Origin of the sequence: Paenibacillus sp. 481 (assembly GCF_021223605.1) — a bacterium.
Taxonomy (GTDB): domain Bacteria; phylum Bacillota; class Bacilli; order Paenibacillales; family Paenibacillaceae; genus Paenibacillus_B.
In genome coordinates this window covers 2226178-2252790 of sequence record NZ_CP075175.1, presented here as the reverse complement: position 1 = coordinate 2252790, position 26613 = coordinate 2226178, and the positions used below count along the sequence as shown (strand labels likewise).

At 45.9% G+C, this 26613-nt stretch carries 24 protein-coding genes and 1 riboswitch; of the genes, 13 read left to right on the top strand and 11 right to left on the bottom strand.

The window, feature by feature from the left end; genetic code table 11:
* Positions 1 to 306: 306 nt before the first annotated feature.
* The gene (locus KIK04_RS09730) at positions 307 to 1086 is read left to right on the top strand and encodes an SDR family oxidoreductase (RefSeq protein ID WP_232278047.1); all 780 of its coding nucleotides are present in this window, start codon (positions 307 to 309) and stop codon (positions 1084 to 1086) included.
* A 185-nt stretch (positions 1087 to 1271) separates the two neighbouring features.
* A complete protein-coding gene (locus KIK04_RS09725; RefSeq protein ID WP_232278046.1) occupies positions 1272 to 1511 on the top strand; it encodes a hypothetical protein in 240 nt (79 codons plus the stop codon).
* A gap of 275 nt (positions 1512 to 1786) precedes the next feature.
* On the opposite strand, the gene KIK04_RS09720 is transcribed toward KIK04_RS09725, so the two are convergent.
* Positions 1787 to 2569, bottom strand: a complete 783-nt coding sequence (locus tag KIK04_RS09720) for an alpha/beta fold hydrolase (protein ID WP_232278045.1) — start codon at positions 2567 to 2569, stop codon at positions 1787 to 1789.
* 130 nt (positions 2570 to 2699) lie between these two features.
* Here KIK04_RS09720 and KIK04_RS09715 point away from each other — a divergent pair, with 130 nt between their 5' ends.
* Complete coding sequence (locus tag KIK04_RS09715; protein ID WP_232278044.1) at positions 2700 to 3254, top strand: shikimate kinase; 555 nt, start codon at positions 2700 to 2702, stop codon at positions 3252 to 3254.
* A gap of 123 nt (positions 3255 to 3377) precedes the next feature.
* Here KIK04_RS09715 and KIK04_RS09710 read toward each other — a convergent pair whose 3' ends face one another.
* Positions 3378 to 4274, bottom strand: a complete 897-nt coding sequence (locus tag KIK04_RS09710) for a TetR/AcrR family transcriptional regulator (RefSeq protein ID WP_232278043.1) — start codon at positions 4272 to 4274, stop codon at positions 3378 to 3380.
* Between the two features lie 269 nt (positions 4275 to 4543).
* Between KIK04_RS09710 and KIK04_RS09705 the strand changes: the two genes are divergently transcribed.
* On the top strand, positions 4544 to 7753 hold the full coding sequence (locus KIK04_RS09705; RefSeq protein ID WP_232278042.1) for an efflux RND transporter permease subunit: 3210 nt from the start codon (positions 4544 to 4546) through the stop codon (positions 7751 to 7753).
* 238 nt (positions 7754 to 7991) lie between these two features.
* On the opposite strand, the gene KIK04_RS09700 is transcribed toward KIK04_RS09705, so the two are convergent.
* From KIK04_RS09700 to KIK04_RS09690, 3 genes are all read right to left on the bottom strand, one after another.
* Positions 7992 to 8486, bottom strand: coding sequence for a C40 family peptidase (locus KIK04_RS09700; RefSeq protein ID WP_232278041.1), 495 nt, complete (start codon positions 8484 to 8486; stop codon positions 7992 to 7994).
* Between the two features lie 3 nt (positions 8487 to 8489).
* Positions 8490 to 8635: riboswitch (cyclic di-AMP (ydaO/yuaA leader) on the bottom strand.
* Between the two features lie 276 nt (positions 8636 to 8911).
* Positions 8912 to 9727, bottom strand: a complete 816-nt coding sequence (locus KIK04_RS09695; protein ID WP_232278040.1) for a carbamoyl transferase — start codon at positions 9725 to 9727, stop codon at positions 8912 to 8914.
* Between the two features lie 5 nt (positions 9728 to 9732).
* Positions 9733 to 11706 carry a M1 family metallopeptidase gene (locus KIK04_RS09690; RefSeq protein WP_232278039.1) on the bottom strand — a complete coding sequence of 658 codons (1974 nt, stop codon included), beginning with the start codon at positions 11704 to 11706 and terminating at the stop codon, positions 9733 to 9735.
* Positions 11707 to 11854: 148 nt separating this feature from the next.
* On the opposite strand from KIK04_RS09690, the gene KIK04_RS09685 reads away from it, so the two are divergent.
* From KIK04_RS09685 to KIK04_RS09660, 6 genes are all read left to right on the top strand, one after another.
* Positions 11855 to 12355 (top strand): YwhD family protein, encoded by a 501-nt coding sequence (locus tag KIK04_RS09685; RefSeq protein ID WP_232278038.1) that lies wholly within the window; start codon positions 11855 to 11857, stop codon positions 12353 to 12355.
* 224 nt (positions 12356 to 12579) lie between these two features.
* A complete protein-coding gene (locus KIK04_RS09680) occupies positions 12580 to 13572 on the top strand; it encodes an ABC transporter substrate-binding protein (protein ID WP_232278037.1) in 993 nt (330 codons plus the stop codon).
* 113 nt (positions 13573 to 13685) lie between these two features.
* A complete protein-coding gene (locus tag KIK04_RS09675; RefSeq protein ID WP_232278036.1) occupies positions 13686 to 14699 on the top strand; it encodes a FecCD family ABC transporter permease in 1014 nt (337 codons plus the stop codon).
* The gene (locus tag KIK04_RS09670) at positions 14692 to 15735 is read left to right on the top strand and encodes a FecCD family ABC transporter permease (protein ID WP_269671014.1); all 1044 of its coding nucleotides are present in this window, start codon (positions 14692 to 14694) and stop codon (positions 15733 to 15735) included. The genes KIK04_RS09675 and KIK04_RS09670 overlap by 8 nt, the downstream gene beginning before the upstream one ends.
* Positions 15736 to 15822: 87 nt before the next feature.
* Positions 15823 to 16632, top strand: coding sequence for an ABC transporter ATP-binding protein (locus tag KIK04_RS09665; RefSeq protein WP_232278035.1), 810 nt, complete (start codon positions 15823 to 15825; stop codon positions 16630 to 16632).
* Between the two features lie 352 nt (positions 16633 to 16984).
* On the top strand, positions 16985 to 17701 hold the full coding sequence (locus tag KIK04_RS09660) for a restriction endonuclease (RefSeq protein WP_232278034.1): 717 nt from the start codon (positions 16985 to 16987) through the stop codon (positions 17699 to 17701).
* 189 nt (positions 17702 to 17890) lie between these two features.
* Here KIK04_RS09660 and KIK04_RS09655 read toward each other — a convergent pair whose 3' ends face one another.
* The 6 genes from KIK04_RS09655 to KIK04_RS09635 all read right to left on the bottom strand — a co-directional run bounded on the left by KIK04_RS09655 (position 17891) and on the right by KIK04_RS09635 (position 23989).
* Positions 17891 to 18298 (bottom strand): DoxX family protein, encoded by a 408-nt coding sequence (locus KIK04_RS09655; protein ID WP_442951149.1) that lies wholly within the window; start codon positions 18296 to 18298, stop codon positions 17891 to 17893.
* Positions 18299 to 18458: 160 nt separating this feature from the next.
* Positions 18459 to 18956 carry an Rrf2 family transcriptional regulator gene (locus KIK04_RS09650; protein ID WP_232278032.1) on the bottom strand — a complete coding sequence of 166 codons (498 nt, stop codon included), beginning with the start codon at positions 18954 to 18956 and terminating at the stop codon, positions 18459 to 18461.
* 143 nt (positions 18957 to 19099) lie between these two features.
* Entirely contained in the window at positions 19100 to 20242 is a 1143-nt protein-coding gene (locus KIK04_RS09645) for a hypothetical protein (protein ID WP_232278031.1), read from the bottom strand.
* A 204-nt stretch (positions 20243 to 20446) separates the two neighbouring features.
* The gene (locus KIK04_RS09640; protein ID WP_232278030.1) at positions 20447 to 21175 is read right to left on the bottom strand and encodes a hypothetical protein; all 729 of its coding nucleotides are present in this window, start codon (positions 21173 to 21175) and stop codon (positions 20447 to 20449) included.
* A gap of 383 nt (positions 21176 to 21558) precedes the next feature.
* Entirely contained in the window at positions 21559 to 21690 is a 132-nt protein-coding gene (locus KIK04_RS24420; RefSeq protein ID WP_442951148.1) for a DUF1540 domain-containing protein, read from the bottom strand.
* A 226-nt stretch (positions 21691 to 21916) separates the two neighbouring features.
* A complete protein-coding gene (locus KIK04_RS09635) occupies positions 21917 to 23989 on the bottom strand; it encodes a transglycosylase domain-containing protein (RefSeq protein WP_232278029.1) in 2073 nt (690 codons plus the stop codon).
* Between the two features lie 276 nt (positions 23990 to 24265).
* Between KIK04_RS09635 and speE the strand changes: the two genes are divergently transcribed.
* From speE to KIK04_RS09620, 3 genes are all read left to right on the top strand, one after another.
* Positions 24266 to 25093 (top strand): polyamine aminopropyltransferase, encoded by an 828-nt coding sequence (speE, locus tag KIK04_RS09630; protein ID WP_232278670.1) that lies wholly within the window; start codon positions 24266 to 24268, stop codon positions 25091 to 25093.
* A gap of 33 nt (positions 25094 to 25126) precedes the next feature.
* Positions 25127 to 25996 (top strand): agmatinase, encoded by an 870-nt coding sequence (gene speB, locus KIK04_RS09625; RefSeq protein ID WP_232278028.1) that lies wholly within the window; start codon positions 25127 to 25129, stop codon positions 25994 to 25996.
* A gap of 171 nt (positions 25997 to 26167) precedes the next feature.
* Complete coding sequence (locus KIK04_RS09620) at positions 26168 to 26386, top strand: hypothetical protein (RefSeq protein WP_232278027.1); 219 nt, start codon at positions 26168 to 26170, stop codon at positions 26384 to 26386.
* Positions 26387 to 26613: the final 227 nt, after the last annotated feature.

Sequence of the window (26613 nt, the reverse complement as noted above, 5' to 3'; positions counted from 1 at the left end):
CTATAATTTTATAGTAAGCGCTACCAAGAAAATTTGACCACAAGCATGGCTGGTGATAATATTGCTGTGGAGATGTTTGAAAGGAGAGTCAACCTATGGCAGGAATCTTGTAATGGTGTCAATTGGATAGAACACTAGCCCGACAAACCAAGGGAGTAGTGTGCTTTCTTTTACCATTACGAGGGACGCAAGGTTGATGAGTTATAGAACCCGCGCGGACACCTTTGTGTCCGCTTTTTTTATGGGGAGTATGCATCGTCCATTAACCCATATCATTGCGCCTCCCACTTACAGGAGGATAAATAGATGAATCGTTTACGTTTACAAGGGAAGATCGCAATTATTACAGGAGTGAGTCGCAGTAAAGGAATAGGGAGCGCAATAGCGCGTGCGCTTGCCAGCGAGGGAGCAGATGTCTTTTTTACGTACTGGTGTAATTACGATCAACATCAGCCGCATGGTGCTGAAAATGAGTGGCCAGCGCTACTTTCTGCGGAACTTCGTACATATGGGGTTCGGGTTGAATCTATGGAATTGGATTTAGCGAATTCGTTATCTCCGGTGCGTTTGTTAGATGAGGTTCAACAGTTGCTAGGCACACCGAATATATTGGTGAATAACGCAACTCACTGTGAAGAAGTTGACTTTCAAACGCTAAGTACAGACATTCTTCGTGCTCATTGCGATGTAAATATAGTAGGGACTTGTATGCTCTCCGTGGAGTTTGCGCGGAGGTTGAATACAGGTGCTGGCGGACGAATTATTAATTTAGTTTCCGGACAAGACAAAGGCCCAATGCCGGGAAATCTGGCATACGTGGCTACCAAAGGCGCGATTTCAGCATTTACTGTTTCCTTGGCAGCAGAACTTGCCTCATTAAAAATCACTGTTAATGCCGTTGATCCTGGACCAACAGATTCGGGATGGATGGATGATAGCATTAAGCAATTCTTATTGCCGAAGTTCCCGATGGGAAGAATAGGGCAGCCAGATGATGCGGCGAAGTTAATTGGTTTTTTGGCGAGTGATGATGCTCAGTGGATAACGGGGCAAATCATCCATTCGGACGGTGGGTTTTGGAATTAAGATTTGTCGTAAGTAGCTTCCGTCTCTGCGATGCGCCTATCAAGGAAACGTATTAAGAATGAACAGGAGAGACAGCCGGACAAGTCATTCACACATGAGTGAATCTTTACGGATATTTCAGTTAGACTTCAGGTTCGGTCGTTATATTATTTGTAAGACGACCGAATACTGGAGGCGATTAATAAGTGAAACAATCATTGAGCGTAGTCGGATGGTCATCGTTAATGCTGCTATTGATGTCTTCATCAGCGTCAGCCCAAGCTAGCGTATCTTCTTATCCTTTAAATAAAATGCCAGTCATGCAACATACAGCACAGCAGCCACAAAAGGAGTTCTCGCAGCAACAACAGGCGAAAGAGCAGGCTAAAGATGCGAACCATGATGTTACGAAATTAGACAATTGTTCCACGAGAAACATCGTATAACGAAAAGTTTTGTCGAGTATACCTTAATGAAAGCAATGAGAAGGCAGTTAAAATCATGATTTCGACAGCCCTTGCATTTAGCAGCGAGGCAAGCGTGTTGAGTTGGATAGAGAGCACGGAAGTACGAAAGAACGAAAGAATCTCGGGTCCCATGCAAGATGACAATGATAACTAGCCCAAAACAATATCGACAGAATTGAAGTCATGTCCTTATTTAGGGTGTGGTTTTTTCTTTTTAGCTTAAATGAAACTCCCTTTAGCAGTAGCACCCAATATCAAATGATCATTTTGCATTCTTCTGGTAAACCACCTTCATGTATCCATGTAGCTACCATTTGATTAAAGAAGTCAGGCATTGCTAAAGGGAATCCATGTCCAATTTCAGGTATAATTACGCCAATACAATTGGGGCTAGTTGCAACAATATCTTTTGCAGATTTTTTCATAACGGCTTTTTCTTTCTCACCTACAGTAACCAGTATTTTTCCGTTTGTTTTCCTAAAATCATTAGGTATTTTAAACGACATATTTTCTTCTAATACTCTAATAAGCGTGTCGGGTTTTATGTTGCAGTTTTCTTCATAATATTTTTCAAAGTGATCGGCACTTAAATATAATGTTTTTGCTTGAAGTTTGGAGAACCATCTATTTTTAATTAATGGAAATGATAATCTAACCGTAGACTTAATCAAATTTTTAGCGTACGAAATAGGTCTAACTAGAGCACTATTTATGATGGCAAAATCAATGATATCTGGTTTCATACTTAACATTTGAATAATTACTTGTGAACCTAAAGAAAATCCGATTAGAACTACTTGCTTTCCTCTTGCCTTTTCTTCGACTAATTTTATTAATTCTGCTGCACTACCTTGTATAGAAAACTTAATTTCGGAGTTACTTTTTCCGTGTTCAGGTAAGTCGGGTACAATGCAATGATAATGGGTGAAGTACTGAACTTGTTTATCCCACATCCAACTGCTCACTCCACCACCATGTAAAAATAGCATCAGAAAAGGAGCGCTCGTATCACCGTATTCTTGATAATGCAACATCAAAGGGTTTCGCCTCTCTTCGTTAAGTTACTAACTTAAAATCGTGTTGATTGGAGTGTAACATTTCGCGCTTGTTACTGTTTATATTAGTGACAACACAACAATCAGACAACGAGTGAAGGAGAAATGGTACATGCAAAAAACAATTATTTTAATTGGTCCTATTTGCTCAGGGAAATCTACAGTGGCAGAAATCATCTCTAACAAATTAAATATTCCTCAACGTTCAATTGATGAAATACGTTTTGAATACTATAAAGAAATCGGGTTCAGTGCTGACAAGCAGCAGGAAATCCGCGAGAAAGAGGGGTTCAAAGGTGTTTATCAGTATTGGAAGCCTTTTGAAGCTCACTGTGTGAAAAGAATACTAGACGACTTCCCTGATCACATTATTGACTTTGGCGGGGGACACTCTGTCTATGAAGATGAGATGCTGCTACAACAGGTACAGGCTGTGTTGCAGCCGTATGCGAATATTTTTTTGCTGCTCCCTAGCGAAGATGTTGAAGAGTCTGTAAGGGTATTAAATGAAAGATTACGCCATGTTACTGATGATCCAGCTGTAGTAGAGCTGAACGAACATTTTATAACGCATAAGTCGAATAAGACGTTGGCCAAACATATGATATATTCAAATGGGAAGTCTGCTGACGAGGTTGCCGAGCAAATCATTGGACATATCTCTTAAGAACATATATTACATAACAGTATATATGACCCCATCCTATACGAGGTGAAGGAATCAGTCCGTTGAGGCTGTTCCTTCACCTTTTTTAGATGTGTATCTGATCTGAAGAGCGATCTTCGTTTATCAGCTTTTGATGGGGCTACGGGAAGCAGCAGAAGTACAAAAGAGTGTGCGGATAGACTCGACTAACTTCTCCATCATGTCATAATGCCTCAAGTTGTAAAGCATGCCTTCCACGATCGGCTGGCGCGGTTCGCTTGCTGACAGCTCCTCGAGCAGCACTTCCAGTGTGACGACAAGATGCTCGTCATTAGCTGTAAGGGATGCTTCGTCTAGCAGGATTCGAAGCTCGCGCAGCAGTGCCGGCTTAGGATCTTGCGGGCTAGCGCCTAGTGAGAGACACATCATATTAGTACTGGACAATTTGAAGAGGGTCTTCTCCCCAGTCCGCTCGAATCCTTCTAGCAAATGCTCCACTCGCTGAACGAGGTAAGCTGCTGCCTCATGCAAGTCCAGCTCTTCCTCTTGTAAAATAATCATCTCCAAAAGCGTATGAAGCATGCCCTGTAGGAGCATCGTCAAATCTGTTGCATAGCGCTCTACACGTTCTCCATACACGGTTGTCAGATGACTATGGTAAAAAGTAAAAGCATCCTCACGCATGGCATGTATAAACTTCGCGATCTCGGCATTGAACGGGATGGCATGCTCACGCGCGTGGATGACGATAAACTCTTTATGCTTTGCGATTTCTTCCAATTGAATGCGCAACTGTTGGATAAACCGTTCCTTCGGTTCCTCGTATTGGAGAGCGACTTCGGTAATCCGGTTTTGTATTTGGTCGTAATAGTAGTTAAAAATAGCAAGCATCAACGCTTCCTTCGACTCAAAGTACAAATAGAAAGAGCCCTTAGAAATACCACTCTCGGTAGCAATCTCCTGAATGGACGTCGCAATAACGCCTTTACGAGCGAATAGCTTCATGCCTGCTTCCAAAATCCGTTTTTCTTTTTCCTTCATGTATAACACTCCCATATGTATCCGCTCACTCCATTATGACCTGTTTGCAATAATCGTCAATAATGGGCTTTACAGATGGACTCATTTTTTATCGAAAAGGTAAATAGCCTGTGCTGCACAGATTATCATATCGTTTATCGAAGGTCGTTAACGTGTAGTTGACTATGACTGTCCAGTCAGTTATATTTTATATTGTTATGACCAGTCGGTCAAAAGGGAATCATAGGCCTATTCATACAGAGGTTAATAACAACAGTGGGGGCGAGAAGTTGAATAGCATTATTAATTTTTCTTTGAAGAACAAGTTCGCCATATGGCTAATCACGATTATTGTCATTGGTGCAGGAATATTTTCCGGTGTAAATATGAAAATGGAGACCTTGCCCGACATTACGACACCAGTTGTAACGGTGACAACGGTCTATCCGGGTGCTGCACCGCAGGAAGTGTCAGACGAAGTCACGAAACTGGTCGAACAGCGTGTCATGAACTTGAACGGAGTAGACGTCGTTGACTCTTCATCGTTCCAAAATGCATCGGCTGTCACGATTATGTATACATTCGAAACAGATATGGAAAAAGCAGAGGCTGAAGTGAAAAGCGTTCTGTCCGATCTGAAGCTTCCGGAAGGCGTACAACCTCCTCAAGTTTCACGAATGAGCTTCAGTGCATTTCCTGTTATTTCGCTAAGTGCGGCTAACGAAAAGCAGTCGTTAGCGGCCTTGACGAAGCAGGTGCAAGAAGAGATCATACCTAAGCTAGAAGGGGTAGAGGGTGTTGCTGACATCCAAGTCGCGGGACAGTATGTAGAAGAGGTTCAGCTGACATTCAAGGCTGATCAACTCGCGAAATACGGTTTGCAGGAACAGGCAGTACGTGGCTTGCTGCAAGCGTCCAACTTGCGTTTCCCGCTTGGCTTGTACAATTTCGAGTCAAAGGAACAATCAGTTGTCGTTGACGGTAAGTTGACGACGTTAGAAGAATTGAAAAATCTAGAGATTCCTTATTCACCAGCAGCCATTAGCGGGGCAACTGGATCTGCAGGAGCAGCTGGAGCAGGAAGCGCACCAGCTGGCATAAGTGGACAGCGGCCGGGAGTGCCTACTGGGGGCGCAACGGCTCCTGGTATGCAGCCAGCGAAGATGACGCCTCCTGCTAATGCGGATATCAAGCTGCCGACAGTCAAGCTAAGTGAGCTTGCAACGATTGAGTTGACTGGTAAGGCAGAGTCGGTTTCTCGTACGAATGGCAAGGAAGCCATCGGTATGCAAGTTGTGAAGGCTGCTGATGCCAATACGGTGGAGGTCGTTAACGGAGTTAAGGCGGTTGCTGAGGATTTCGAAGCCAAGTACGCAGATTTGGATTTCATCGCGACTTCAGATCAAGGCGCACCAATTGAGAAATCTGTGAACACGATGTTGAGCAAGGCACTGTTTGGAGCAGGCTTCGCAATGCTCATTATTTTGCTGTTTTTACGCAACATCGGAACGACGCTTATCTCAGTGATATCGATACCATTATCACTACTCATTGCCGTTCTATTTTTGAATCAGTTGGACATTACGCTCAATATTATGACACTAGGTGCGATGACCGTCGCGATTGGACGTGTCGTAGATGACTCTATCGTTGTTGTTGAGAACATCTACCGCCGTATGTCTTTAAAGCAGGAGACGCTTAAGGGCAAGGACTTAATTCGTGAAGCAACGAAGGAAATGTTCGTGCCAATTATGTCTTCAACGATTGTTACGATTGCGGTCTTCTTGCCGCTCGGTCTAGTAACGGGCATGATCGGCGAGTTGTTCTTGCCGTTCGGTTTGACGATCGTATTCTCTTTGCTTGCATCTCTGCTCGTAGCGGTTACGGTTGTGCCGATGATGGCGCATCAGATGTTCAAGCGTGGTATTCATGAGAAGCACCAGCATCACGAAGATAAGCCAGGCCGCTTGGCTTTGGCATACAAGCGTACACTTGAGTGGTCGTTGAACCATAAAGGGATTACGTCATTGATTGCGGTGTTGCTGCTCGTAAGCAGTATGATGCTTGCACCGCTCGTTGGTGTCAGCTTTATAGCTTCGGAAGAAGAAAAGATGATTATTGCGACCTATAATCCGGAAGCAGGTCAGACTTTGGATGAAGTGAAAGATACGGCCATGGTCGCGGAATCGTACTTCCAAGCAGATGAACATGTAGAAGTCGTGCAGTTCTCAGTGGGTGGCGAGAATCCGTTCAGTCCGGGTGCGCGCAATCAGGCGCTATTTTTCGTGAAGTACAAGCCAGACACACCGGAGTTTACACAGCTGAAAGATCAAGTTATGAAGGATCTAAAGGCGAAGACGAGTAAAGGTGAGTGGGGGCAGATGGACTTCGCCTCTGGCGGCTTTAGTGGCAACGACCTGAAGTTGTTCGTATATGGCGATAACTTGGACAAAATGAAGCCTGTCGTAGCTGATTTAGAAAAGCGGTTAGCGAAGGTAGAAGGTCTAAGTGATGTGCAGTCCAGTTTATCTGACGCATATGAAGAATACACATTTTCGATTGATCATAAAAAGCTAAGCCAGTATGGCCTAACGTCTGCTGATGTCGGCATGTTGCTCAGTCAACAGCGGGAACGGCCTGTGTTAACAACCGTCGAGAAGGACGGGGAAGAGCTGAATGTATATTTGCAGGTGAAAGAAGAAAAGACGAAGTCGGTAGATGACCTGTTGAATCGCGAATTGACGACTCCTCTTGGAACCAAGGTTAAAGTGTCTGAAGTCGTTAAGGTGAACGAAGGTACAACATCGGATACGATTACACGCAAAAATGGTCGTCTTGTGCTTGATGTCAGCGGCAAAATAAACGGAGCCAACGTTGGCGAAGTATCGGCTGCTGCTCAGAAGGAAGTAGATGCAATGAAACTTCCGACTGGTGTTGAGATTTCCACAGGCGGTGTGACGGCTGATATTCAAGAATCGTTTACACAGCTTGGAGTTGCCATGTTGGCGGCGATCGCTATTGTGTACTTGATTTTAGTTATCACTTTCGGCGGTGGAGCGGCGCCATTCGCTATCCTGTTCTCGCTTCCATTTACGGTTATCGGAGCGATGGTGGCTCTCTATATAGCTGGGGAGACGATTAGTATATCTGCACTTATCGGTATGCTGATGCTGATCGGTATCGTTGTGACGAATGCAATTGTATTGATTGACCGTGTTATCCAAAAGGAAGAGGAAGGCTATTCTGTACGTGAAGCCTTGCTAGAAGCGGCAACGACGCGTCTCCGTCCTATTCTGATGACGGCGATCGCGACGATCGGGGCGTTAATTCCGCTGGCTATCGGGATGGAAGGCGGCGGCGTAATCTCTCGTGGTCTCGGTGTGACGGTAATCGGTGGCTTGACCAGTTCGACACTGCTGACGCTGCTTATCGTACCGATCGTCTATGAGATGATCGTGAAGCTGCGCCGCAAGAAATCGAATCATAATGCTGCTGCCTAACGATAAACCATAAACGTAAAGAAATAGAGAGCTGTTCTCCATGATTGGGGAATGGCTCTCTTTTTGCTTGTTTGCTAGGCAGTGTGGAATGATAGCGTTTGTGTTACTTTTTGAAAAAAAGGGTAATACGAATTATACGATGTTCAACCTGAAATAAAACAAGCCTGGTAAAGTGCGATAATATCGCCTTTTACCAAGCTTGTCCCATAAACGAATAGCTTATAACGTGAAATGAATGCTATTTGCCGCTCTGTGCAGTTGCAACTGCATAGCTCGCGTAACTGTCGAACTTCTCTTCGGCCATTACGCGACGAGCGCCCAAATAGCGCTTCTCATAATAGTCCATGCTTAGTTTGTCGATGCGTACACCGTCGTTGGATGCCGAATGAGCAAACTTGCCGTTACCGACAAAAATACCAACGTGTGATACACCTTTACCGCTAGTGTTAAAAAAGACCAAGTCTCCAGGACGGAGTTCATCTTTGCTGACCTTATCTCCTTCTTCAAATTGCGAGGAAGAGGAACGAGTCAAATCGATGCCCATTTTGTCGAATACGTATTTCGTAAAGCCCGAGCAGTCAAAACCGCTTGTTGTCGAACCTCCGTATGAATACGGAACTCCTAGTAAGTCTTCGATCGTATTGTCCATCTTGGATGCTGCAAATGCGCTGCCTGTACTAAAAGAGAACAGGACGCTCAGACCCAGCACCGCTGTAGCCAGCTTCTTTTTCAATTGGTTAAGCCCCTTCCTTGCCTGCGAGGTTAGCTGAAGGGTTCGGTTGAAGGTAACCTATGATCTCTGCTTGCGGCAAGATCAATTCACCCGTAAAGACTGGTTCCCCCGTTTCCCGGATGTGGACGGGAATTCGGCGCATTTTGGAATGTCACATCTAGATTACGGTACATAAATTACAAAATTGAAAGAACTAGATCTGATTTAATTACAAAGTTGTAACAAATCTAAGGTTTATTTTAGCAGACGGGTTTTGTTTTTACAAACCATTTTTGCCCTATTCACAAAAAAAACTTGCTTGATCGGCAATAGCCGACGACAAGCAAGCCTTTTTATGCAAGATCTGTTCGATAAATGTAACGGTCAGGAAATGGTTCGACAACGATTATTCAGCAACCGCTCGTTAACTACTGTAACTACCGTAACTACTTCGTGTTGTCTGCTTCGCGCCATACCGCGTAGCGGGCAGATAGCCCCCACATTTTAAGAAATACGCGCACGGCTGGGAACGCTTGCTGCAAAATAAGTGCCGTCATTCCCGTCCATAAGAAAGCTGCACTGGTTACAGCTATGCTGCACGCCAAGCCTATAGCCATAAATAGGGCCGATAGTCCAAGTGTAGGCAGCAAGCGCCTTATGCCAATACCAAGAGCACGATGCAGTGCCGTCTCAGAAGCGACGCCAAATTTTAAAAAGAGGAACACATGGTGTAACAGCCAGCCGCCTAAAGCCCATACGAGCGCGAATGGTAACAAATCAGTAAGGAGTGTTTGTAAGCTCGGATGCCTAGCTAATGACTTTGCTGCCAGCGGTATGAACCAGTAGGCCGGTGCCAAGAGTACGGTCATTTCCAACACATATAAAAATAGTATCGATTTCCACGTTGTTTTGATGCCTTTAAAAAAGCTAAGTCCTACACGCGAGTGCGCCATGGAGTAAAATAGGCCAGCATGGATGAGCGGGGTCAGTAGCATGTGAACAACAATAAACGCTAGTGCCGTCCACAAATAAGGTGTATACTCGCTCGTCTTCATCAAATGAAACTGGCTTTCCATTATAAACAGCTGCGCACTTAGTTCAGTTGGCGGGGGGTTAGGGTAACGATGGAGCACGGGAACGACGATATCTTCGATGAATCGGTACAGAAAAAAGCCCCACAGCAGCTGATATAAGAACAAAATAATGCCGATATACACATGATCTTTTAACCAAGTCCATCCTTCATGTACATATAATTTCATCGTTATCACCACCCTAGCACGTTCGTTATCGCTTCCATTAATTTAACGACAGTCAAATTGGAGCGCGTTCGCAACGGTTCTTCAACCTCAGCTCGCATATAATTGTTAATATGCTTATTTTCGAGCACGATTTTGTAAAGGGGATCAACCATGACCCATTCTAACGGTTTGGGGTGGCTAATCTTGTAGCGAATGCGATCACCATCGCCATTCCATACTTTGCGTGTAATGCTGCCGTCAGCAAAGCTGAACACAATGGTGATGTTCGGATAATCGGCTCCCAGCTTCCGAATATGTACGGTAGATTCGTAGTGATTATCGTTTCCTTGGGCAATTCGCTCGGTCTGGATACTTTCAACCGCAAAGTCAGCCATTTTGTCACTGTACACATATTGATTGAAAAATTGGGTCCATTTTTGCTTCGTCACCTGCTCGACGACCCGTTGGAAATCGGCAGTAGTCGGATGTTTGAAGCGGTACTTCTGCGTGTACGTTCGCAATATGCGCTGCATGGTCTTGTCCCCGACTTGAGCCTCCATCGCTCGTAGCACGAGCTTGGCACGCAAGTACACATTTTCGGCGTAATGATCTTGATGGTTGTAGCGCCATGCCTCAAGCTTCAATGGCGCTGGGCTCGTAATGTAGCTCGCCTGTACGGCCAAGTTAGGCGTGACACCGAATTCTTCTTCCATCAACTTATCTTCTGCATAAGAAGTGAAGCCCTCATCTAGCCATGCCTCTTCGAATTCATTGGAGGCGAGCAGGCCATAAAAATATTGATGGCCAATTTCGTGTACGACGGTTCTTTCTAAATCGTAGCCAGGGCTATCGTCCTCCGCGCCAAAGGCGGTAACGAGCGTAGGGTACTCCATGCCCCCAGCACCATTAGCCGATTTAGGCGGAACGACAATCGACAGCGTCGAATAAGGATACTCTCCGTACCACTCGCTATATTTAGCCAAGGCTGTTTTGGCCGCATATAAATATCTTTCTTTCAGTTCCTTATGCTTCGGGTCCAAATAAAGCTTAATGCGCACCCCAGGTACATGCTTGGCCGAAAAAGGTTCTTCAAAGTAGACGAAGTTAGGCGAAGCAGCCCATGCAAAGTCGTGCACATCATCGGCATAAAATTGATACGTTTTCCAGCCCTGCTCATTTACAGGTGTCTTCGTCGGAAACCCAGTTGCAGCCACGATATATGGCTCAGGCACTTTAATTCGGACACTATAAATGCTGAAATTCGAATAAAATTCCGAATTTCCATGGTATTGATGCACGTTCCACCCTTCGGATGTACGGCCACGAACGCCAGCTTTTTCATAGGCAGCTACCTTCGGGAACCATTGTCCAGCCATGACAAAGTTATCGGAGTAACCCATGCGGGCAAATACTTTGGGCAGCTTCACTTCATATTTCATTTTTAAAGTAATAGCCTCAGTTGCCTTAACGGGTTGCGGAAGCCTAATTTTCATGACCGTTCGATCAAGCTCGTTGCCATCATCCGGCTGCACATAATCAATTCGATTCATAAGTGAAAAGCCATCTGTCGTTTGCAGCGTGGTCACAGTCATACCGCCGAATCCATCGGTAGGCATTTTATCCTCCCTCAGCGCTCCTTTGGACTCTTTCATAAAAGTAGATTGCGGAGACTGGAACGCATTTGGATACAAATGAAAATAAAGTTCGTTGACGGTCTTTTTCCCCGGATTCGTCCATGTTACCGTCTGATATCCATACAGCGTATGAGAAGACTCGTCCAGTTTGACGTCGATGTGATATTCAGTTACACGTTCACTTAGTGGCTTTGTTATAGGCTGCTCCACGTGTTGTGGGGCTGTAGGCTCCTCCGAACTTGCAGGCTCTTGCGTGTGGAGTGAGGGGAGTGAGCCCGACGGCCAGAACCAGTTAAAAGTGAGATAGCATGCTGCAACTAACGCAACAACTTGAAAAATGGAACGATAGGCGGTGCGTCGGGTCATACGTTTCTTACCTCCCGTTGACAAGCAATCTACAGCATGTATATGTTGGCTTTTTGCGGATTATTAGCTAAAATGAAAATTGATTTAATCCACCACCTGAGACGATCGCGTCAGATCGGACAAGGGCAAGGAAGGAGCGCGCGTAATAATGGAACAATCGGATAAGAAAGTTAAGAAGCCGCTTGCGTTGAACGTGGTTAGCGGTACTAAGCATAAAGGATTTGGTGCAGGTAGCATCGACTTGAACAATGTTTCCCCAGTCATCATTGACGAGGGACGTGCTTACATTGATATGGGTGCTATGCACGCAAAGAGTAAAGTGGAGCGCGGCATTAAGTTTTCCCCGAACAAAGAGGATGTGCCTAACGGTCGTCAATGCTGGATCGTGTGGGTAGCAGTTGACCGTGGGCCGGAGGGCGCATTTTATGGCGGCCTGTCTGCTTGCGAAATGCTAGTGGATACGGAAGCGAAGCGTGGTTGGAAAGTTCTTGCTGACCATGTAAATAAGATGGACTATGCGATGAAGCGTCGTGTTATTGCGGACGGCTTGGGTGATGAAGAGAAGGCAGCACTGCGTGAGCTGCTTATTACGCATAACGCGGAATGGTGGGAGCGTACACCTGAGGAGTTCAAAGCGCAATTGGCATAGGGTATCAATAGAAGGAGGCAGCCTAGCGGCTGTCTTTTTTGTTTTACATAGGGTATGGACGTTATGAAAACGATAACCACTTCAGCATAGGATAGTTATTTTTCATAATTAATGTCGAATATTGTTGACAATTGGCATAAGTCGCAATATGATAAACTGGTGATAATCATTCTCAACAAATGATTTGACCTTACATTTTTTATGTGCATTTACATCTGGGGGTTATGACTTTGAAGAAAAAGTACCAAACCGTCTTTGCTATATTGCTAACAATGCTCCTCATTGTGGGCTGTGGTTCGCAGGCAACAGAAGGTGGACAAGCAAGCGGCAATGAATCTACGAAAAAAGAAGCAACAACCGAGTCAGCGCGCAAGATTAAGCATGAACTGGGCGAAGCGGAACTGAAAGGCACGCCGCAACGCGTAGTCGTACTGGAATTCTCCTTCGTTGATGCGTTGGCATCGCTTGATATTAAGCCAGTCGGTATTGCAGATGACGGTAAGACAGACCGTATCTTGAAGCCACTGGCCGATAAAGTAGCAGGTTACACTTCTGTGGGTACGCGTAAGCAACCTAGCTTGGAAGTAATCAGCTCTTTGAAGCCAGATTTGATTATTGCAGACTGGAAACGCCATAAGGCGATTTATGAAGATTTGAAAGAAATCGCGCCTACGCTTGTGCTGAAAAGCTTGGAAGCTGGGTATGATGACAATATAGCTTCCTTCCAAACGATTGCTGACGCAATGAACAAGCAAGAGGAAGGGAAGAAGCGTTTGGAACAGCACGCGCAAACGCTTGAAACGTTGAAAGCAAAAGCACCTGCGACAGACGCGAAACAGACGGTTATGTCGGCAGCTGTCCGTAAGGAAGGCTTTAATGCACACACGTCATCCTCTTACGGGGGAGCGCTGTTTGAGAAGGTCGGATTGATGAACGCCATTCAAGATCCGAAAGCACCGTATGCAGAATTGACATTGGAGCAACTGTTGAACATTAATCCGGATGTCCTGTTCTTGATGAAGACAGACGGTGAGCAAACGATTGTAGACGAGTGGTCTGAAAATCCGCTCTGGCAGCAATTGAACGCTGTTAAAAAGCAGCAAGTGTTCGAGGTTGATCGTAACTTGTGGACGCGCTGGCGTGGGCTCGTTGCTGGAGAAATCATGGTAGACGAAGCGATCCAGTACGTGTCGGGTTGCAAAAAAACGGCAAACTAATGCATATATAAGAGGTGGGTGTTCTCATTGAGCACCTGCCTTTTTGTCCATATGTCGGCATGTTGCGACTGGATTGGAAGTTAGATCGAAGCGATAAGGAGGCAAAATTTCGCGTGACGGAACAACATCGTAGTTCTCGGCGTCCTGCGTTTCTGTTGACGCTCCTAATAGGATTTATTTTATTGTTTTTTGGCTTAATTCTGAACGTATCACTCGGTTCATCAGATATTTCTTTCGCAGAAGTGATTAAAGCGCTGCTCTATTTGGACCATACCAAGGAGATGCTGATCGTGCAGGAAATTCGCCTGCCACGTGCGCTGGTAGCTATTCTAATTGGCGCAAGCCTAGCCGTAGCAGGTGCCATTATGCAGGCGATCACGCGCAATCCACTCGCCAATCCGCAAGTGTTCGGTGTAAACGCGGGTGCCTCACTCGTCGTGGTGGCATCGACTATTTTGCTGCCGCAGCTGACACAGCAGCAGCTCGTTTATTCTGCGTTCTTAGGTGCCGCGCTCGGCGGATTTCTGGTGTATTTTATTAGCACTGGTGGAGATGTTAAGCCCGCCCGCTTAGCGATTGCAGGCATGACGGTACATTTTTTCCTATCCTCGATGACACAGGGGCTTATCTTATTTAATGAAAATACGACCGACAGCGTACTCTACTGGCTAGTTGGTGCAATTGAGAACCGCAACTGGAAACATGTCGAGGTGCTATTGCCTTGGTCAATCGTGGGGCTAGCAGCTGCCTTTGTGCTATCTAGGTCGTTCACGATGTTGAGCATGGGGGATGATATCGCCAGAGGATTAGGTGGGCGCGTTGAAGTAACGCGCTTTGTCGGCGGATTGCTAGTCATTGTGTTAGCTGGTAGCTCGGTGTCTGTTGCTGGGCCAATCGGCTTTGTCGGTCTTCTTATTCCGCACATTGTGCGCCTGATGGTTGGGGTTGATTATCGCTACGTACTGCCATGTTCGGCGCTGTTCGGTTCGGTACTGCTTATTTATGCAGATATCGCTTCTCGTTACATTGCGTATCCTTACGAATCGCCTATCGGTATCGTAACGGCGATGCTCGGTACGCCGTTCTTCTTGTATTTAGCCCATAAAGGAGGAAAGCGTCATGAATAATCTGCATAAGCAAATGATGTCGGACAAGCAAGCGGATGTAGCACGTCTCAACATAGCAACGAGGCAACGATTTATTGCTGCTGCACTCGTTATGCTCCTCCTTTTATTCGGGCTGGTTAGCTTAGGGGTAGGTGCCGTCTATATTCCAGTGGATCAGGTGATGCTTACCCTATTCGGGCAAGATGCAGAGGGTGCTTTCATTATTGAAAAATATCGTGCGCCGCGTGTGGTGTTGTCGGTGTTGGTTGGAGCGGGGTTAGCGATATCAGGCACTATTTTGCAAGGTGTGCTGCGTAATCCGCTGGCTTCGCCTGATGTTATCGGCATTACAAAAGGAGCGGGCTTAGCCGCATCGATCACGATCATTTTGTTTCCGGCTACATCGATCATTGCCTTGCCTCTGTCTGCATTTGCGGGAGCGACGGTTGTAGCATTGCTGCTATTTGCATTTGTATATAGACGTGGCGCAAGACCGACTACATTAGCGCTGACAGGTATTGCTCTTGGTGCAATGTGTGATGCAGGCATTCAGTACTTGATGGTGAAGCATCCGGTAGACGTGAATGCGGCGCTCATCTGGCTGACAGGCAGTGTGTGGGGGCGTGGTTGGGATGAAGTGTTAGGCGTCCTACCATGGCTTCTGCTTCTTATTCCGCTAGCGTTAGCGTTTGCTGGCAAGATTGATGTTCTCGTATTAGGTGACGATGTAGCCGCCGGACTTGGTGAGAACGTGAAGCGCTTGCGGCTCTTGTTGGTGGCGCTTGCCGTTGCGTTAGCTGGTGTGTCCGTAGCGGTGGTCGGAGCTATCGGGTTTATAGGCTTAATTGCCCCGCATATGGCAAGGCGGCTTGTGGGTGCCAAGCATGGCATCTTAATGCCAGTGGCGGGTTTAATCGGAGCCATTTTAGTGCTGACGGCTGATACGCTGGGTCGGGCTATTATTCCACCTGTTGAGTTTCCGGCAGGACTGATTACAGCGGCAATTGGCGCACCTTATTTCTTATATTTACTGCGTCGTGAGCGAAAGGTGCGATAAGTGTGAAGAGTGGGATAAGTGCGATGAGTGCGATAAGGAATGATGAGATAGTCACAAATAAGAACAAGTGCGAAAGGAGCATGAACCGTGGGCAAATTAAATACCGAGCAGCTTAACCTGTCTTATGGAGAAGCGACGATTGTACGAGATGTTAATTTAGACATCCCTGAAGGAAAAATTACGATACTTATCGGTGCCAATGGCTGTGGAAAATCAACGCTGTTACGCTCGTTGGCTCGCTTGCTCAAGCCAACCAAAGGTGTCGTCTACTTAGACGGCAAAGATATTCATCAGCAGTCGACGAAGGAAGTGGCGCGGAAGTTAGCTATTTTGCCGCAAGGCCCCATTGCGCCTGATGGATTAACGGTAAGAGAGCTGTGTGAGTACGGGCGCCACCCTCATCGTGGGATGTTCTCCCGTTCCACAGCGAAAGACAGGGAAATGGTAGACTGGGCCATTGAAGCAACACGCTTGAAAGACAAGGCCGATACGCCGCTGGACAGCTTATCTGGCGGCCAACGGCAGCGCGCGTGGATCGCGATGGCGCTCGCGCAAGAGACGGAACTGCTCCTGCTAGATGAGCCAACAACGTACTTGGATTTAGCTCATCAGCTTGAGGTGCTGGAACTGATACGTCAAATAAATCGCACACATGGCCGTACAATCGTAATCGTGCTGCACGATTTGAACCAAGCCGCGCAGTATGCGCATCATTTGCTAAGCATTAAGGATGGCCAGATTTACAGTGAGGGCGCTCCGGCGGACGTATTTACGGAGCAAATGATTCGAGACGTATTCGGCGTAGAATGCCGCCTGTTTGTGGACCCGATTATGGGAACGCCGATGTGTGTGCCCATCTGCTTGCAGAGTTGTGCCAAAGATGGCGGCACCGCATAATTGCGATCATATTAAACAAATTGTTCACGCGGCCATGTAAAGAACGCATAGAAATCATATGCTGGCTTGAACTTTACATGGCGGTTTGACTTTTTGTGAATGAATATCTTTGAATAGTTGTAAATCAAGCTAATTCCCTCCAATAAACAATACCTCCTCTGTTCAAGAACATCCTCATACAACACCCATACTGTTCCTACACAAATCCTACACAGATCCTGCACAAATCACGCACAGATCCCATACAGAGCTTTACTTATAGACTAAGTTGGTGGACGGCATATTCCGCCAATAATGTGGTATAATTAACCATATATACAATAAGGAATGTTTTAGGGGGGCTTGTAGCTAAATGGGCAGACAGAAAAGAAAATCGCACAAAAAAACAGACCCAATAAGAGCTTTAGTAGGTTTCGTTAGTATTTCCTCTTTTCTGGGCACCTACTTCTTTACCGAGTCTATGCAGGTAGCTTTTTCGGTTCTATTTTTTGCTGTAGTGATTTCAATTCTCGTGTTAATTGTTCGGCATATCAGCTATGTTGAAAAATTAAAAAAATCAGGCATTGATGAAATTGATCAGATGAGCGGCAGGCAGTTCGAACATTATTTGGGGTATTTGTTTAGAGCCTTAGGCTATTCGACTAAGGTGACTAGTGCATCAGGTGATTACGGTGCTGACCTTATCCTATCCAAGGACAGTAGAACAATCGTTGTTCAAGCCAAGCGGTACAGTAAAAATGTAGGCATCGAAGCTGTGCAACAGGTACATAGCTCAATGAATTACTATAACGCTTCTGAAGCGTGGGTTGTTTCTAATCGCGATTACACCCATGCAGCCACTAGTCTTGCCAAGTCGAATGGTGTTCTGCTCATAAGTAGAGAACAACTTATGGATATGATCATCAAAGTAAACCCTCAAGCAGCACCCAAATCATTTCTGAAAAACGCTCCACCTGTTAAGCAAATATGTGAGTCATGCGGGCAACTGCTCGTTATAAGAGAAGGCCCTAGGGGGAAATTTTACGGCTGTAGTACCTTTCCTAAATGTAGAAATACGAAAGCGGTGTAATCACGCCGTACATCGTACACCGTAAACCGCACTCCATACAACGTACACCATGCAGCGTGCAACATAACGTCTAACAAGCTAGCCCGACATCTATATTCGCGGGGGTCGCAGCTAGGCACCCCTCATATGCATACAAAAGAGGCATACCCCTACGTCTTACAACGCAGAGATATGCCTCTTAATTCCTATTTACGCCGCTTCTTTTTTACCGAACAGGACGGCATCAAGTGACAGCGCCGAACGACTGTCCACCGCAATTAAGACGGACATTACAAGCAATGCAAGATCCAGTTCGTATCCGCCGACAAAGCCTGCACCGATCTTTACCGTGAAGATAGCCACGAGCATAATGACCACGAACATCGCTGAAATCAAGCGTGAGAACAATCCGACCATAACAAGTGCCCCGCCTACCAATTCAACAGTAGCTACGAAATAAGCCATAAAACCTGGAATACCTATGCTAGAGAAGAAGCCAGCTGTTCCTTCAATCCCATTTGTGAATTTATCCAATCCGTGAAGTAAAAATGTGAGTCCGAGCACAATACGGACGAGTGCAATTCCATAAGAAGTTGGGTTCAACTTCAATCCCTCCATTACTATAATTAATTCGATTTCAGTTAAGAATCAATGTTTATACTATAACTACATAAGTTACAGAATGTCAACCGTTATCCCACGAAAAATAATTTGCCCAAAATGGCAACAAAAAAAACAGCCTGCTGTGACAGACTGTTCGGGCTTGATATTTGAGTTATTAATTTGGCTCGTTATCGCTTAGATTATCGTTGCTTCGTTCATCATCAGGCGATGCACTGGCAGCGATAAGTGCCCCTAATTCAAATTGCTGGCGCGCAAGATCCCGCACCTGGGCAATGGTATATTGCGACAGCAGTTGCAGCACGGCATCATCCGCTTGCTGTGCAATTTGCTGCACTACCGGTGGTATGCCATAGCCAACCGGACAATTTTGATTCGGGTCAGCTGGACTTGGTGGCAAGACGGTGTCCATTTCCAATGCCCGGTAAATCACATCTAACGTTAGCTGCTCCGGCTTATGAATTAAGCGATATCCGCCGTCGCGCCCTTCTCTTGTTTCTACAATGCCTGCCTGTACCAGCTTGGAGAGCACTCTTCTTAGAAAGACGGAGTGCGTATTTACACTGCCCGCTAAGTATTTGCTCGTATATCCTTCTTCTGATTCGGCTAATAACGCAAGCGCGTGCAAGGACATTGCAAACCATCCTGCTGACATGCCGCGTCCCCCCTTTGTTTGTCCCGCTTGAATTGGCTTGGGTGAAAGCCTTTTGTGCGTCTCATTTTTCACAATTATAACATATGGAGACAGGAAAGAGGCAAGGCGCGGCCGCCAGTTAAGCCTACAACTTACTTAACATTCTACAACTCACGTAACATTTTAAAATCATACATAAACAAATCCTTATTACGCTGCTTAACGATAGCGGGTATTTCAATACTTTTTACAAAATTCCCATCTTTGATTCGAAATTGATCCAAAATGTGAATTTGCTTCTGTTCATCGAATCGGAACAAGTAATAATGCTCTCCCTTTAAATAGCTCTGCTCGTCATTTAAATATTCCTTACGCGTAAATCCTTGCAGAGCAGATGTGCCCTTTGGTTGTTTAATGGATAGATCGAAAGGGAGAATCGTGCCGAATCCATCAACAAAGTAAAGCGTGTCCTCGATAATGCCAGTTCCGTTATGTCCAAACGAATAATATTTTCCACCCGGATCATTGGCATACGTATGTAGTGGATACACTTGAACACGATGATTCGTTTTGTGAATTTCCATGACATTTAAGCGAATTTTTTGATCAGCGGTTAAATCGCTGTACACGAGATACAAGTGCTCACCACGACTCATAAGCCGAGAAAGGGGCAAAATGCTGCTGTTGTATGTAGGTTGTAACGGTGTCAGTTCTTCTTTAACATGTTGTTTGCCTTGGCCCAGCTCTAGCCGAATGAGGTTGAATTTCTTGTTGTGTTCATCATAGGACAATACGTAAACATACTTATCGTCTTCGCCTACGGCATCAACATAATAGGGGATCGTTGTACACTGATGCTGTTCCGCATTTCCCCAACGCAAAATGGATACATACTTTTGATAGTTCGACTTCAAATCGAAGCCCACATTGAATAAAGCGTAATAATTGGCGCTATCCTTCGGGCTATTATTTGCGCCCTTAACGTAGCCAGAAGATTGCATGTACGCTGCTGTTACATGGCAGGAGGGTGGTAACGGGTATTCTTTTAGTACCAAGGAAGCGTTAAACACTTGAACTGATTTTTTTTGATGAAAAATAATTTGTTCGGAGTTACCTAGTTGTATAGGAGCATTAAGCTCTAATCCACGGTTCTCGATCATTTTTGTGTTTCCTTGTTTATCGATAACGAATAGCTGAGAATGTCCGCTAAAAAATTTCTCCTTCGGTAAAGAAGTAGAGAAAAAGGCAAACCCGACGGCATCTTTGAGCTGCATCGTTTCAGAACGCTGACCACTAATGGTATTCATCTTATACATGTACACAGCAATGAGCGCTAATGCGACACAAATAATAAGTACATAATTAGCTTTTGGCTTGAGTTTTTTATTAAAGAACGGTCCCATAGAAACCTCCGTTTTGTCCGCTTATAAAAAGAAGATAACCAAAGGATTGATCGCAGAGCGCATGTCGCGGTGCACCAATCCTCTGATTATCTTACTGCCAGCTTAAACTTAGTAAGCTTTCAATCTTGTGACTAAATCAGAATCGCGAATATCTTTCGGATACACACCAAAGCCACCGTTTACATCTAAATCAATATTTGAGGTTTTCTCAAATGCACACCAAACAAGCTTCGAGCAGTTCTTGTCGCCGTAGCAGCTTGTGTTGCGATTGTTAATAAAATTGTAGGAGTACGTTTCACCGAGCCGTCCGTTAGACCACGTTGCGGCTTGTGATTTTGCCGTGTCAGATAACCCATTAACAGCAAGTATGCTGGAGCCAGGGTCTACTTTTTTTGCTGATCTCGAAATTTTTCTTACACCGCTAGAAGGTAATGATTCGATAAGTGTGTTGAAGTCGTAGTAGATGCCGACATGACCGTGAGGAATACCAACCGTAGATGCTGTTTCGTAAAAAATGTTCCCTTTCGCGCTGCCGTCGAGCGGATAAATCCCTTTCCCTTTTTCACCCGTTGCAAAAATAGTGGCCGACTCTTCTTCCAAGCTTGCTTGCAACTCGTTGTAAATTTGCTGTGCAGCTTCCTCCACTGTTATGTTGGCAGCTTTAGCGGCTAGCCCGATCTCTGTTGTGAGTTCTTCTTTCGTCAAATAAGGGTATAACGCTTGAATGTTATCAAGAGCGGTTTCTTGTTGAGTGGACGCGGCACTTGCACTAACTTGAACAGGCACAGCAAGAACAACAACAAACAGGGCCAATAGCAATACTTTGAAATGTTTCATTATTAACCTCCCAAATATTCAAAAATAACTAACACAGAGAGTGAGTGTCTGAACGTTCGGATTTAACAAAATAGCGTGAGTATGGAACTTGCTGTAAAGGAAGGGTTTAATTCATTAATATGCATAAAAATTATTTTTAGTGCATACGTGTTGTGTGGAAAATGTGGATTTAGAAGCGCTTCTAGCAATAAATATATCACAGAACAACCACTTTACAACTAGGAAATATACATTTAACAAAATAATTATTCATACCCAATTTTGGTGAGATGAGGGGGTTCGTGTGTGTGTAAAATAAAAAGCCCTTGCTCACATGCTCGCATTATCGTGACCGATAATTTCAACATGTAGATGCAAGTGCTTCTATAAGCGCTACGCTTTTATTACTTTCTGTTCTCTTTCTTTTCGAACGTGAGGCATTCTGCATTTTCTTGTTTAATTTGTACAACAGAAGCTCCACAGTTGTTTTCTTTCCAGTTCACGCACTCTGAGATTGGGCATTGAATAATTGACATATAGGTTGGCCTCCTAGGTAGTTAGTTTGTGTATGTTTATCTATGTTGTTGGTTGATTTGTTATCTATACAATAATCTTTTTTCTCGGTTTTGTACGGTACTTTTGCAAATTTATTATGACGAATTTATAGATAATAGAAGTGATAATCAGTGTCGGTATAATGATTATCAGTCTCGCCCAAAAAAATGATAAACCCACGCTACGCGTGGGTTTAGAGGTCTTCCTTTATTCTGTCCACCAACTTTTGAAATGACGCCACCATGAACGTTTTTCTGCTTCATGTGTCCGCTGTGGCTGTGCTCCTGACGGAGCGCGATTTCGGCCGTCCAAACTGTGTGGATGTGCACCGCACCAAGCTGTTGGTTCGGTACCTTTTACGAACGTTTCGAGCCGCTTCGAGCGACAACCGTCACCCGCAAGTTTACCCGTGTCTGGATCGATATAGACACTTACGACGTTGTCGGGTACAGGGAATATTTTGGGCGGCACGCTGGCGAGCGCTTTTTCTGTAAAGTCAGCGAAGATCGGCGCTGCCTTCTGTGATTCGGTTAGCGAAATCATTTTACCGCGATCATAGCCGACCCAGACGGCTGTAGACAGCTCTGGTGTGTAGCCGACGATCCACGCATCCGAATCTGTCGTGCCCGTCTTGCCTGCCACGGGCCGCTTCATGACTGTTGAGACGCGGTTGCCTGTCCCCCCAGCTTCAAACACGCTCTCCATCAGGTTGGTCAGCACGTAAGCATCTCCGGCATCAACCACCTGCTTCATTTCAGCTGGAGGGGCCTCGTACAGCACGTTCCCTGCCTGATCCATTACTTTCAGCACCGCACGAGGGGCAAGCTGCTTCCCGCCGTTGCTAATCGTTCCGTAGGCCGCTGCCATCTCGAACGGGCTGACGGGAAACGTACCGAGCGCGAGGGACGGCAATGGCTCCATCGCGCTGCTAATGCCAAGCCGCTGGGCAAGTGATACGACTTGCGTCGGCCCGATTTGCATCATCGTGCTGACCGCATAGATGTTGTCCGATGCCGCGATCGCCTGTCGCAGATCGATGTCGCCATGATACTTACTGCCGTAATTGCTCGGCCTGTACACTTTGCGTCCCTCGTCATACATGAACGAGGTAGGGGCACTGACAAAATGCGTTGCCGGTGTGATGGCACGCTTCTCCAAAGCCGCTAAATAGACCAGCGGCTTAAAAGAGGATCCAGGCTGGCGCTTGCTTGCCACGGCCCGATTGTACTGGTTAGCGGGGTAGTTATGCCCCCCAACCATTGCCCTAATATCCCCGTTGCGCGGGTCGATGGAGACGAGCGCGGCCTGCAATTCTCCTTGCGCAGGCAGCTGCTTCACAATCGCTTCCTCGGCAGCTTGCTGAGCGCGCTTGTCCAACGTCGTCCACACGCGCAACCCTCCAGCATCGACAACTTGCTCCGAGATGCCGAGATGATTCAATTCTTTGCGCACGTAATCGCGGAAATAAGGTGCCACCAACATACTTTTGCGCTGTTCTCGCGGCCGAAAAGACAACAGCTCTGCATAAGCTTTGTCTGCCTCCATCTGCTTAATGTGGCCGGTTTCAACGAGACTAGCGAGCACAACTTTTTGCCGATCCTTCGCATTTTTCATATTGGAGTAAGGAGAATAGTAGCTCGGACCACGCGGAATACCTGCCAACAGCGCACTTTCTGCTAGCGATAAATTTCGCGCTTTCTTCCCGAAATAAAGCTTGGACGCTGCTTCCACACCGTATGCCCCATGACCGTAGTACACTTGGTTCAAATACATCGTCAATATCTCATCTTTGCTATGCTTCATTTCCAACTGCACCGCAAATAAGGCCTCTTTTGCTTTGCGTTTCCACGTACGCTCATGACTAAGGTACAAGTTGCGTGCCAGCTGCTGCGTCAACGTGCTGGCCCCTTGTTTTTTGGACAGATGTTGAAGATTGACGAGCATAGCGCGGGCGATGCCCTTTACATCAATACCCATGTGACTGTAGAACTTTCGATCCTCAATCGCCAGCGTTGCAAGAATAAGGTGGCGGGTGATGTCATGGAGTTCTATAGGCTCTTGCTGGGTCTGGCTGGACGTGAGCATCGTTAGCGGCTGCCCATGATTGTCGAGCAGCTGTGAAGATTGTTGCACGTTGGAGACTGGCAAGTCTGTCACATATAGAAAGCCAATCGTCGTCACGACAGCGCCAAGACCGATCACAAGTAGGCCTGTGAACGCGTATAGCATGATGCGCAGCCATAATTTACGTTTGTTGCGTGGTTTGGCGGGTTCGCTCATGTAAGAAGCCTCCATTTTCTAAAAATACCCTTATAATCAATGAAAACTTTCTTAATATGGTAAGTTTTACTTTTATCAGTATGGATTAGGTTGATTAAGGATATTCCTCCAGATGATCGCTTATGGAAAAATGGTTGCAATTTGGGGGGGATTTTATATAATACAATGTGTTTGGTGCAAAATGGAGATGAAGTGTTACGAATGCTACACATGAACCATTACGAGCATTTCGAACCGGACCAACGATACCATCACCCGAAGAAAGAGGTTGATTTTATGGAATTGTGGTTTACGGAGAAACAGACGCCATCCTTTGGCATTACGGCAAAAATTCGCGAGACGTATGTGAATGAACAGACGCCGTACCAACATTTAGTGATGTTGGATACCGAAGAATTCGGGCGAATGCTCGTACTGGACGGCATGGTTATGACAACGGTTAAAGATGAGTTCGTCTACCATGAGATGGTAGCGCACCCTGCGCTCGCGACACACCCTAACCCGAAAAAGGTATTGGTTGTAGGCGGCGGAGACGGTGGCGTTATCCGTGAGGTTTTGAGGCATCCAAACGTCGAGAAGGCGGTCCTTGTGGAAATCGACGGCAAAGTTATTGAATACTCCAAACAATACTTGCCTGAGATCGCGGGCGAATTGGACAACCCGCGCGTGGAAGTAATCGTGAATGACGGCTACATGCACATTTTGAATGCAAAAAATGAGTATGACGTGATCATGGTTGACTCGACAGAACCAGTAGGCCCGGCAGCACCACTGTTTGAGCGTGGCTTCTACCAAGGCATCTACGAAGCTTTGAAGGAAGACGGCATTTTCGTGGCGCAAACGGACAACCCTTGGTTCAAAGCTGATTTGATTCAGCAAGTAACTCGTGACGTAAAGGAAATATTCCCAATTGTACGCGTATACGGTGCGAACATTCCGACGTATCCAAGTGGATTGTGGACGTTTACGATGGGCAGCAAAAAGCATGACCCACTTAACGTAGACGAAACGCAAATTCCAGAAATGGATACAAAGTACTACTCGCCGCGCTTGCACAAGGCAGCATTCGCTTTGCCTAAATTCGTTGAGGATTTGTGCAAGTAAGCTACAAGTAAGAGTAAGAAGGAGGGTACACCTATGCGTTTAGATCAAAAATATTCGGGTAACGTATTTATTTGCAGCTCGGACGATTACGCTGGCGCTAAAGCGGTCATTTACGGGATGCCGATGGACTATACGGTATCGTTCCGTCCAGGTTCTCGTTTCGGCCCAGCTCGCATCCGCGAGGCGTCCGTAGGCTTGGAAGAGTACAGCCCATATCTCGATAAAAGCATTGAAGATTTGAACTATTTTGATGCAGGCGACTTGTTGCTGCCGTTCGGCAACGCAGGCAAGAGCTTGGAAATTATCGGTGAATACATGCGCGGCTTGCTCGCGGATGACAAATTCCCGGTTGGTCTTGGTGGCGAGCATCTCGTAACTTGGCCTGTTATTCAAGAGGTTTACAAGAAGTATCCTGATCTGGCTATTATTCATATCGATGCACACGCTGACTTGCGCGAGCAGTATGAGGGTGAGCCTTTGTCTCACTCCACGCCGATCCGTAAGGCTGCGGAACTGATTGGTGGCAAGAACATCTATCAGTTCGGTATCCGCTCTGGCTCACGTGAAGAGTGGACGTATGCACGTGAGAACATCAATTTCTATCCGTTCGACGTGGCAGAGCCGTTGAAGAAGGCTTTGCCGGAGTTGGCTGGTCGTCCGGTCTATGTGACGATCGATATCGACGTACTTGACCCAAGTGCTGCACCTGGTACAGGCACAGCAGAAGCGGGTGGAATCACGTCGAAGGAGCTGCTTGAAGCGATTCACTTGATCGCAGGCTCCGAAGCTAACGTCATCGGTTGCGATTTGGTGGAAGTAGCGCCGATCTATGATTCGTCGGAGCAAACGCCAATTATTGCGAGCAAGTTTATCCGTGAGATGCTGCTCGGATTTGTAAAATAAACGAAGTGTAGTTAAAACATACACACGAAAATGAAGTGCCGCACATCCTATAAAGGGTATGCGGCATTTTTGTTTCTCAATATCCAAAAATAGGGTTGATAAACGAAACGCACACACTTATAATGAAATTGATAATCATTATCAATTATTAGAGAGGAGGGTTTACTTTCAGTGGGCATATTATTTCAAATCGTACAGACCTGTCAATCTGCTCAGCCTCATGAATGGAGTCAGATGAGTCGTGTTGTGCAAAGCTTAGTATACGACCGTCAGCTCAACAGTGCTTCATTTCAATTCGCTGCAAGCAAGGGGTGGATTACAGATCCACGCGCACAGCTTCAACATCAGGAGGCTGATCAGGAAGACATCAATGGCGCTGCATCTACGTAAATATCTACGTTTACTTCTACGTAATATATCTACGTGCGCATCTACGCAAACCTCCAGTCACTTGCTTGTTTGGAACGACGTTTCGTAGTTAAAGCGCTGCACATTTTGTTGAAATAGAAACAATCTCCTATTTGAGTGGAGTAAATATAGATACGAGTGGTAGAGATGCATCTAGCAAAGGGGACGAGAAAGAGACTCAATGATTAGACAAAAAAACTTCATTCAAG

Bases quoted from the DNA above. Each gene is read 5' to 3' on its own strand.
- KIK04_RS24420 (WP_442951148.1), bottom strand. From the start codon at position 21,690: ATGTCAATTATTCAATGCCCAATCTCAGAGTGCGTGAACTGGAAAGAA.
- KIK04_RS09660 (WP_232278034.1), top strand. From the start codon at position 16,985: ATGGGCAGACAGAAAAGAAAATCGCACAAAAAAACAGACCCAATAAGA.
- KIK04_RS09655 (WP_442951149.1), bottom strand. From the start codon at position 18,298: ATGGAGGGATTGAAGTTGAACCCAACTTCTTATGGAATTGCACTCGTC.
- KIK04_RS09650 (WP_232278032.1), bottom strand. From the start codon at position 18,956: ATGTCAGCAGGATGGTTTGCAATGTCCTTGCACGCGCTTGCGTTATTA.
- KIK04_RS09730 (WP_232278047.1), top strand. From the start codon at position 307: ATGAATCGTTTACGTTTACAAGGGAAGATCGCAATTATTACAGGAGTG.
- KIK04_RS09695 (WP_232278040.1), bottom strand. From the start codon at position 9,727: ATGAAATTATATGTACATGAAGGATGGACTTGGTTAAAAGATCATGTG.
- KIK04_RS09670 (WP_269671014.1), top strand. From the start codon at position 14,692: ATGAATAATCTGCATAAGCAAATGATGTCGGACAAGCAAGCGGATGTA.
- speE (WP_232278670.1), top strand. From the start codon at position 24,266: ATGGAATTGTGGTTTACGGAGAAACAGACGCCATCCTTTGGCATTACG.
- KIK04_RS09640 (WP_232278030.1), bottom strand. From the start codon at position 21,175: ATGAAACATTTCAAAGTATTGCTATTGGCCCTGTTTGTTGTTGTTCTT.
- KIK04_RS09645 (WP_232278031.1), bottom strand. From the start codon at position 20,242: ATGAATACCATTAGTGGTCAGCGTTCTGAAACGATGCAGCTCAAAGAT.
- KIK04_RS09715 (WP_232278044.1), top strand. From the start codon at position 2,700: ATGCAAAAAACAATTATTTTAATTGGTCCTATTTGCTCAGGGAAATCT.
- KIK04_RS09635 (WP_232278029.1), bottom strand. From the start codon at position 23,989: ATGAGCGAACCCGCCAAACCACGCAACAAACGTAAATTATGGCTGCGC.
- KIK04_RS09690 (WP_232278039.1), bottom strand. From the start codon at position 11,706: ATGACCCGACGCACCGCCTATCGTTCCATTTTTCAAGTTGTTGCGTTA.
- speB (WP_232278028.1), top strand. From the start codon at position 25,127: ATGCGTTTAGATCAAAAATATTCGGGTAACGTATTTATTTGCAGCTCG.
- KIK04_RS09685 (WP_232278038.1), top strand. From the start codon at position 11,855: ATGGAACAATCGGATAAGAAAGTTAAGAAGCCGCTTGCGTTGAACGTG.
- KIK04_RS09710 (WP_232278043.1), bottom strand. From the start codon at position 4,274: ATGAAGGAAAAAGAAAAACGGATTTTGGAAGCAGGCATGAAGCTATTC.
- KIK04_RS09680 (WP_232278037.1), top strand. From the start codon at position 12,580: ATGACTTTGAAGAAAAAGTACCAAACCGTCTTTGCTATATTGCTAACA.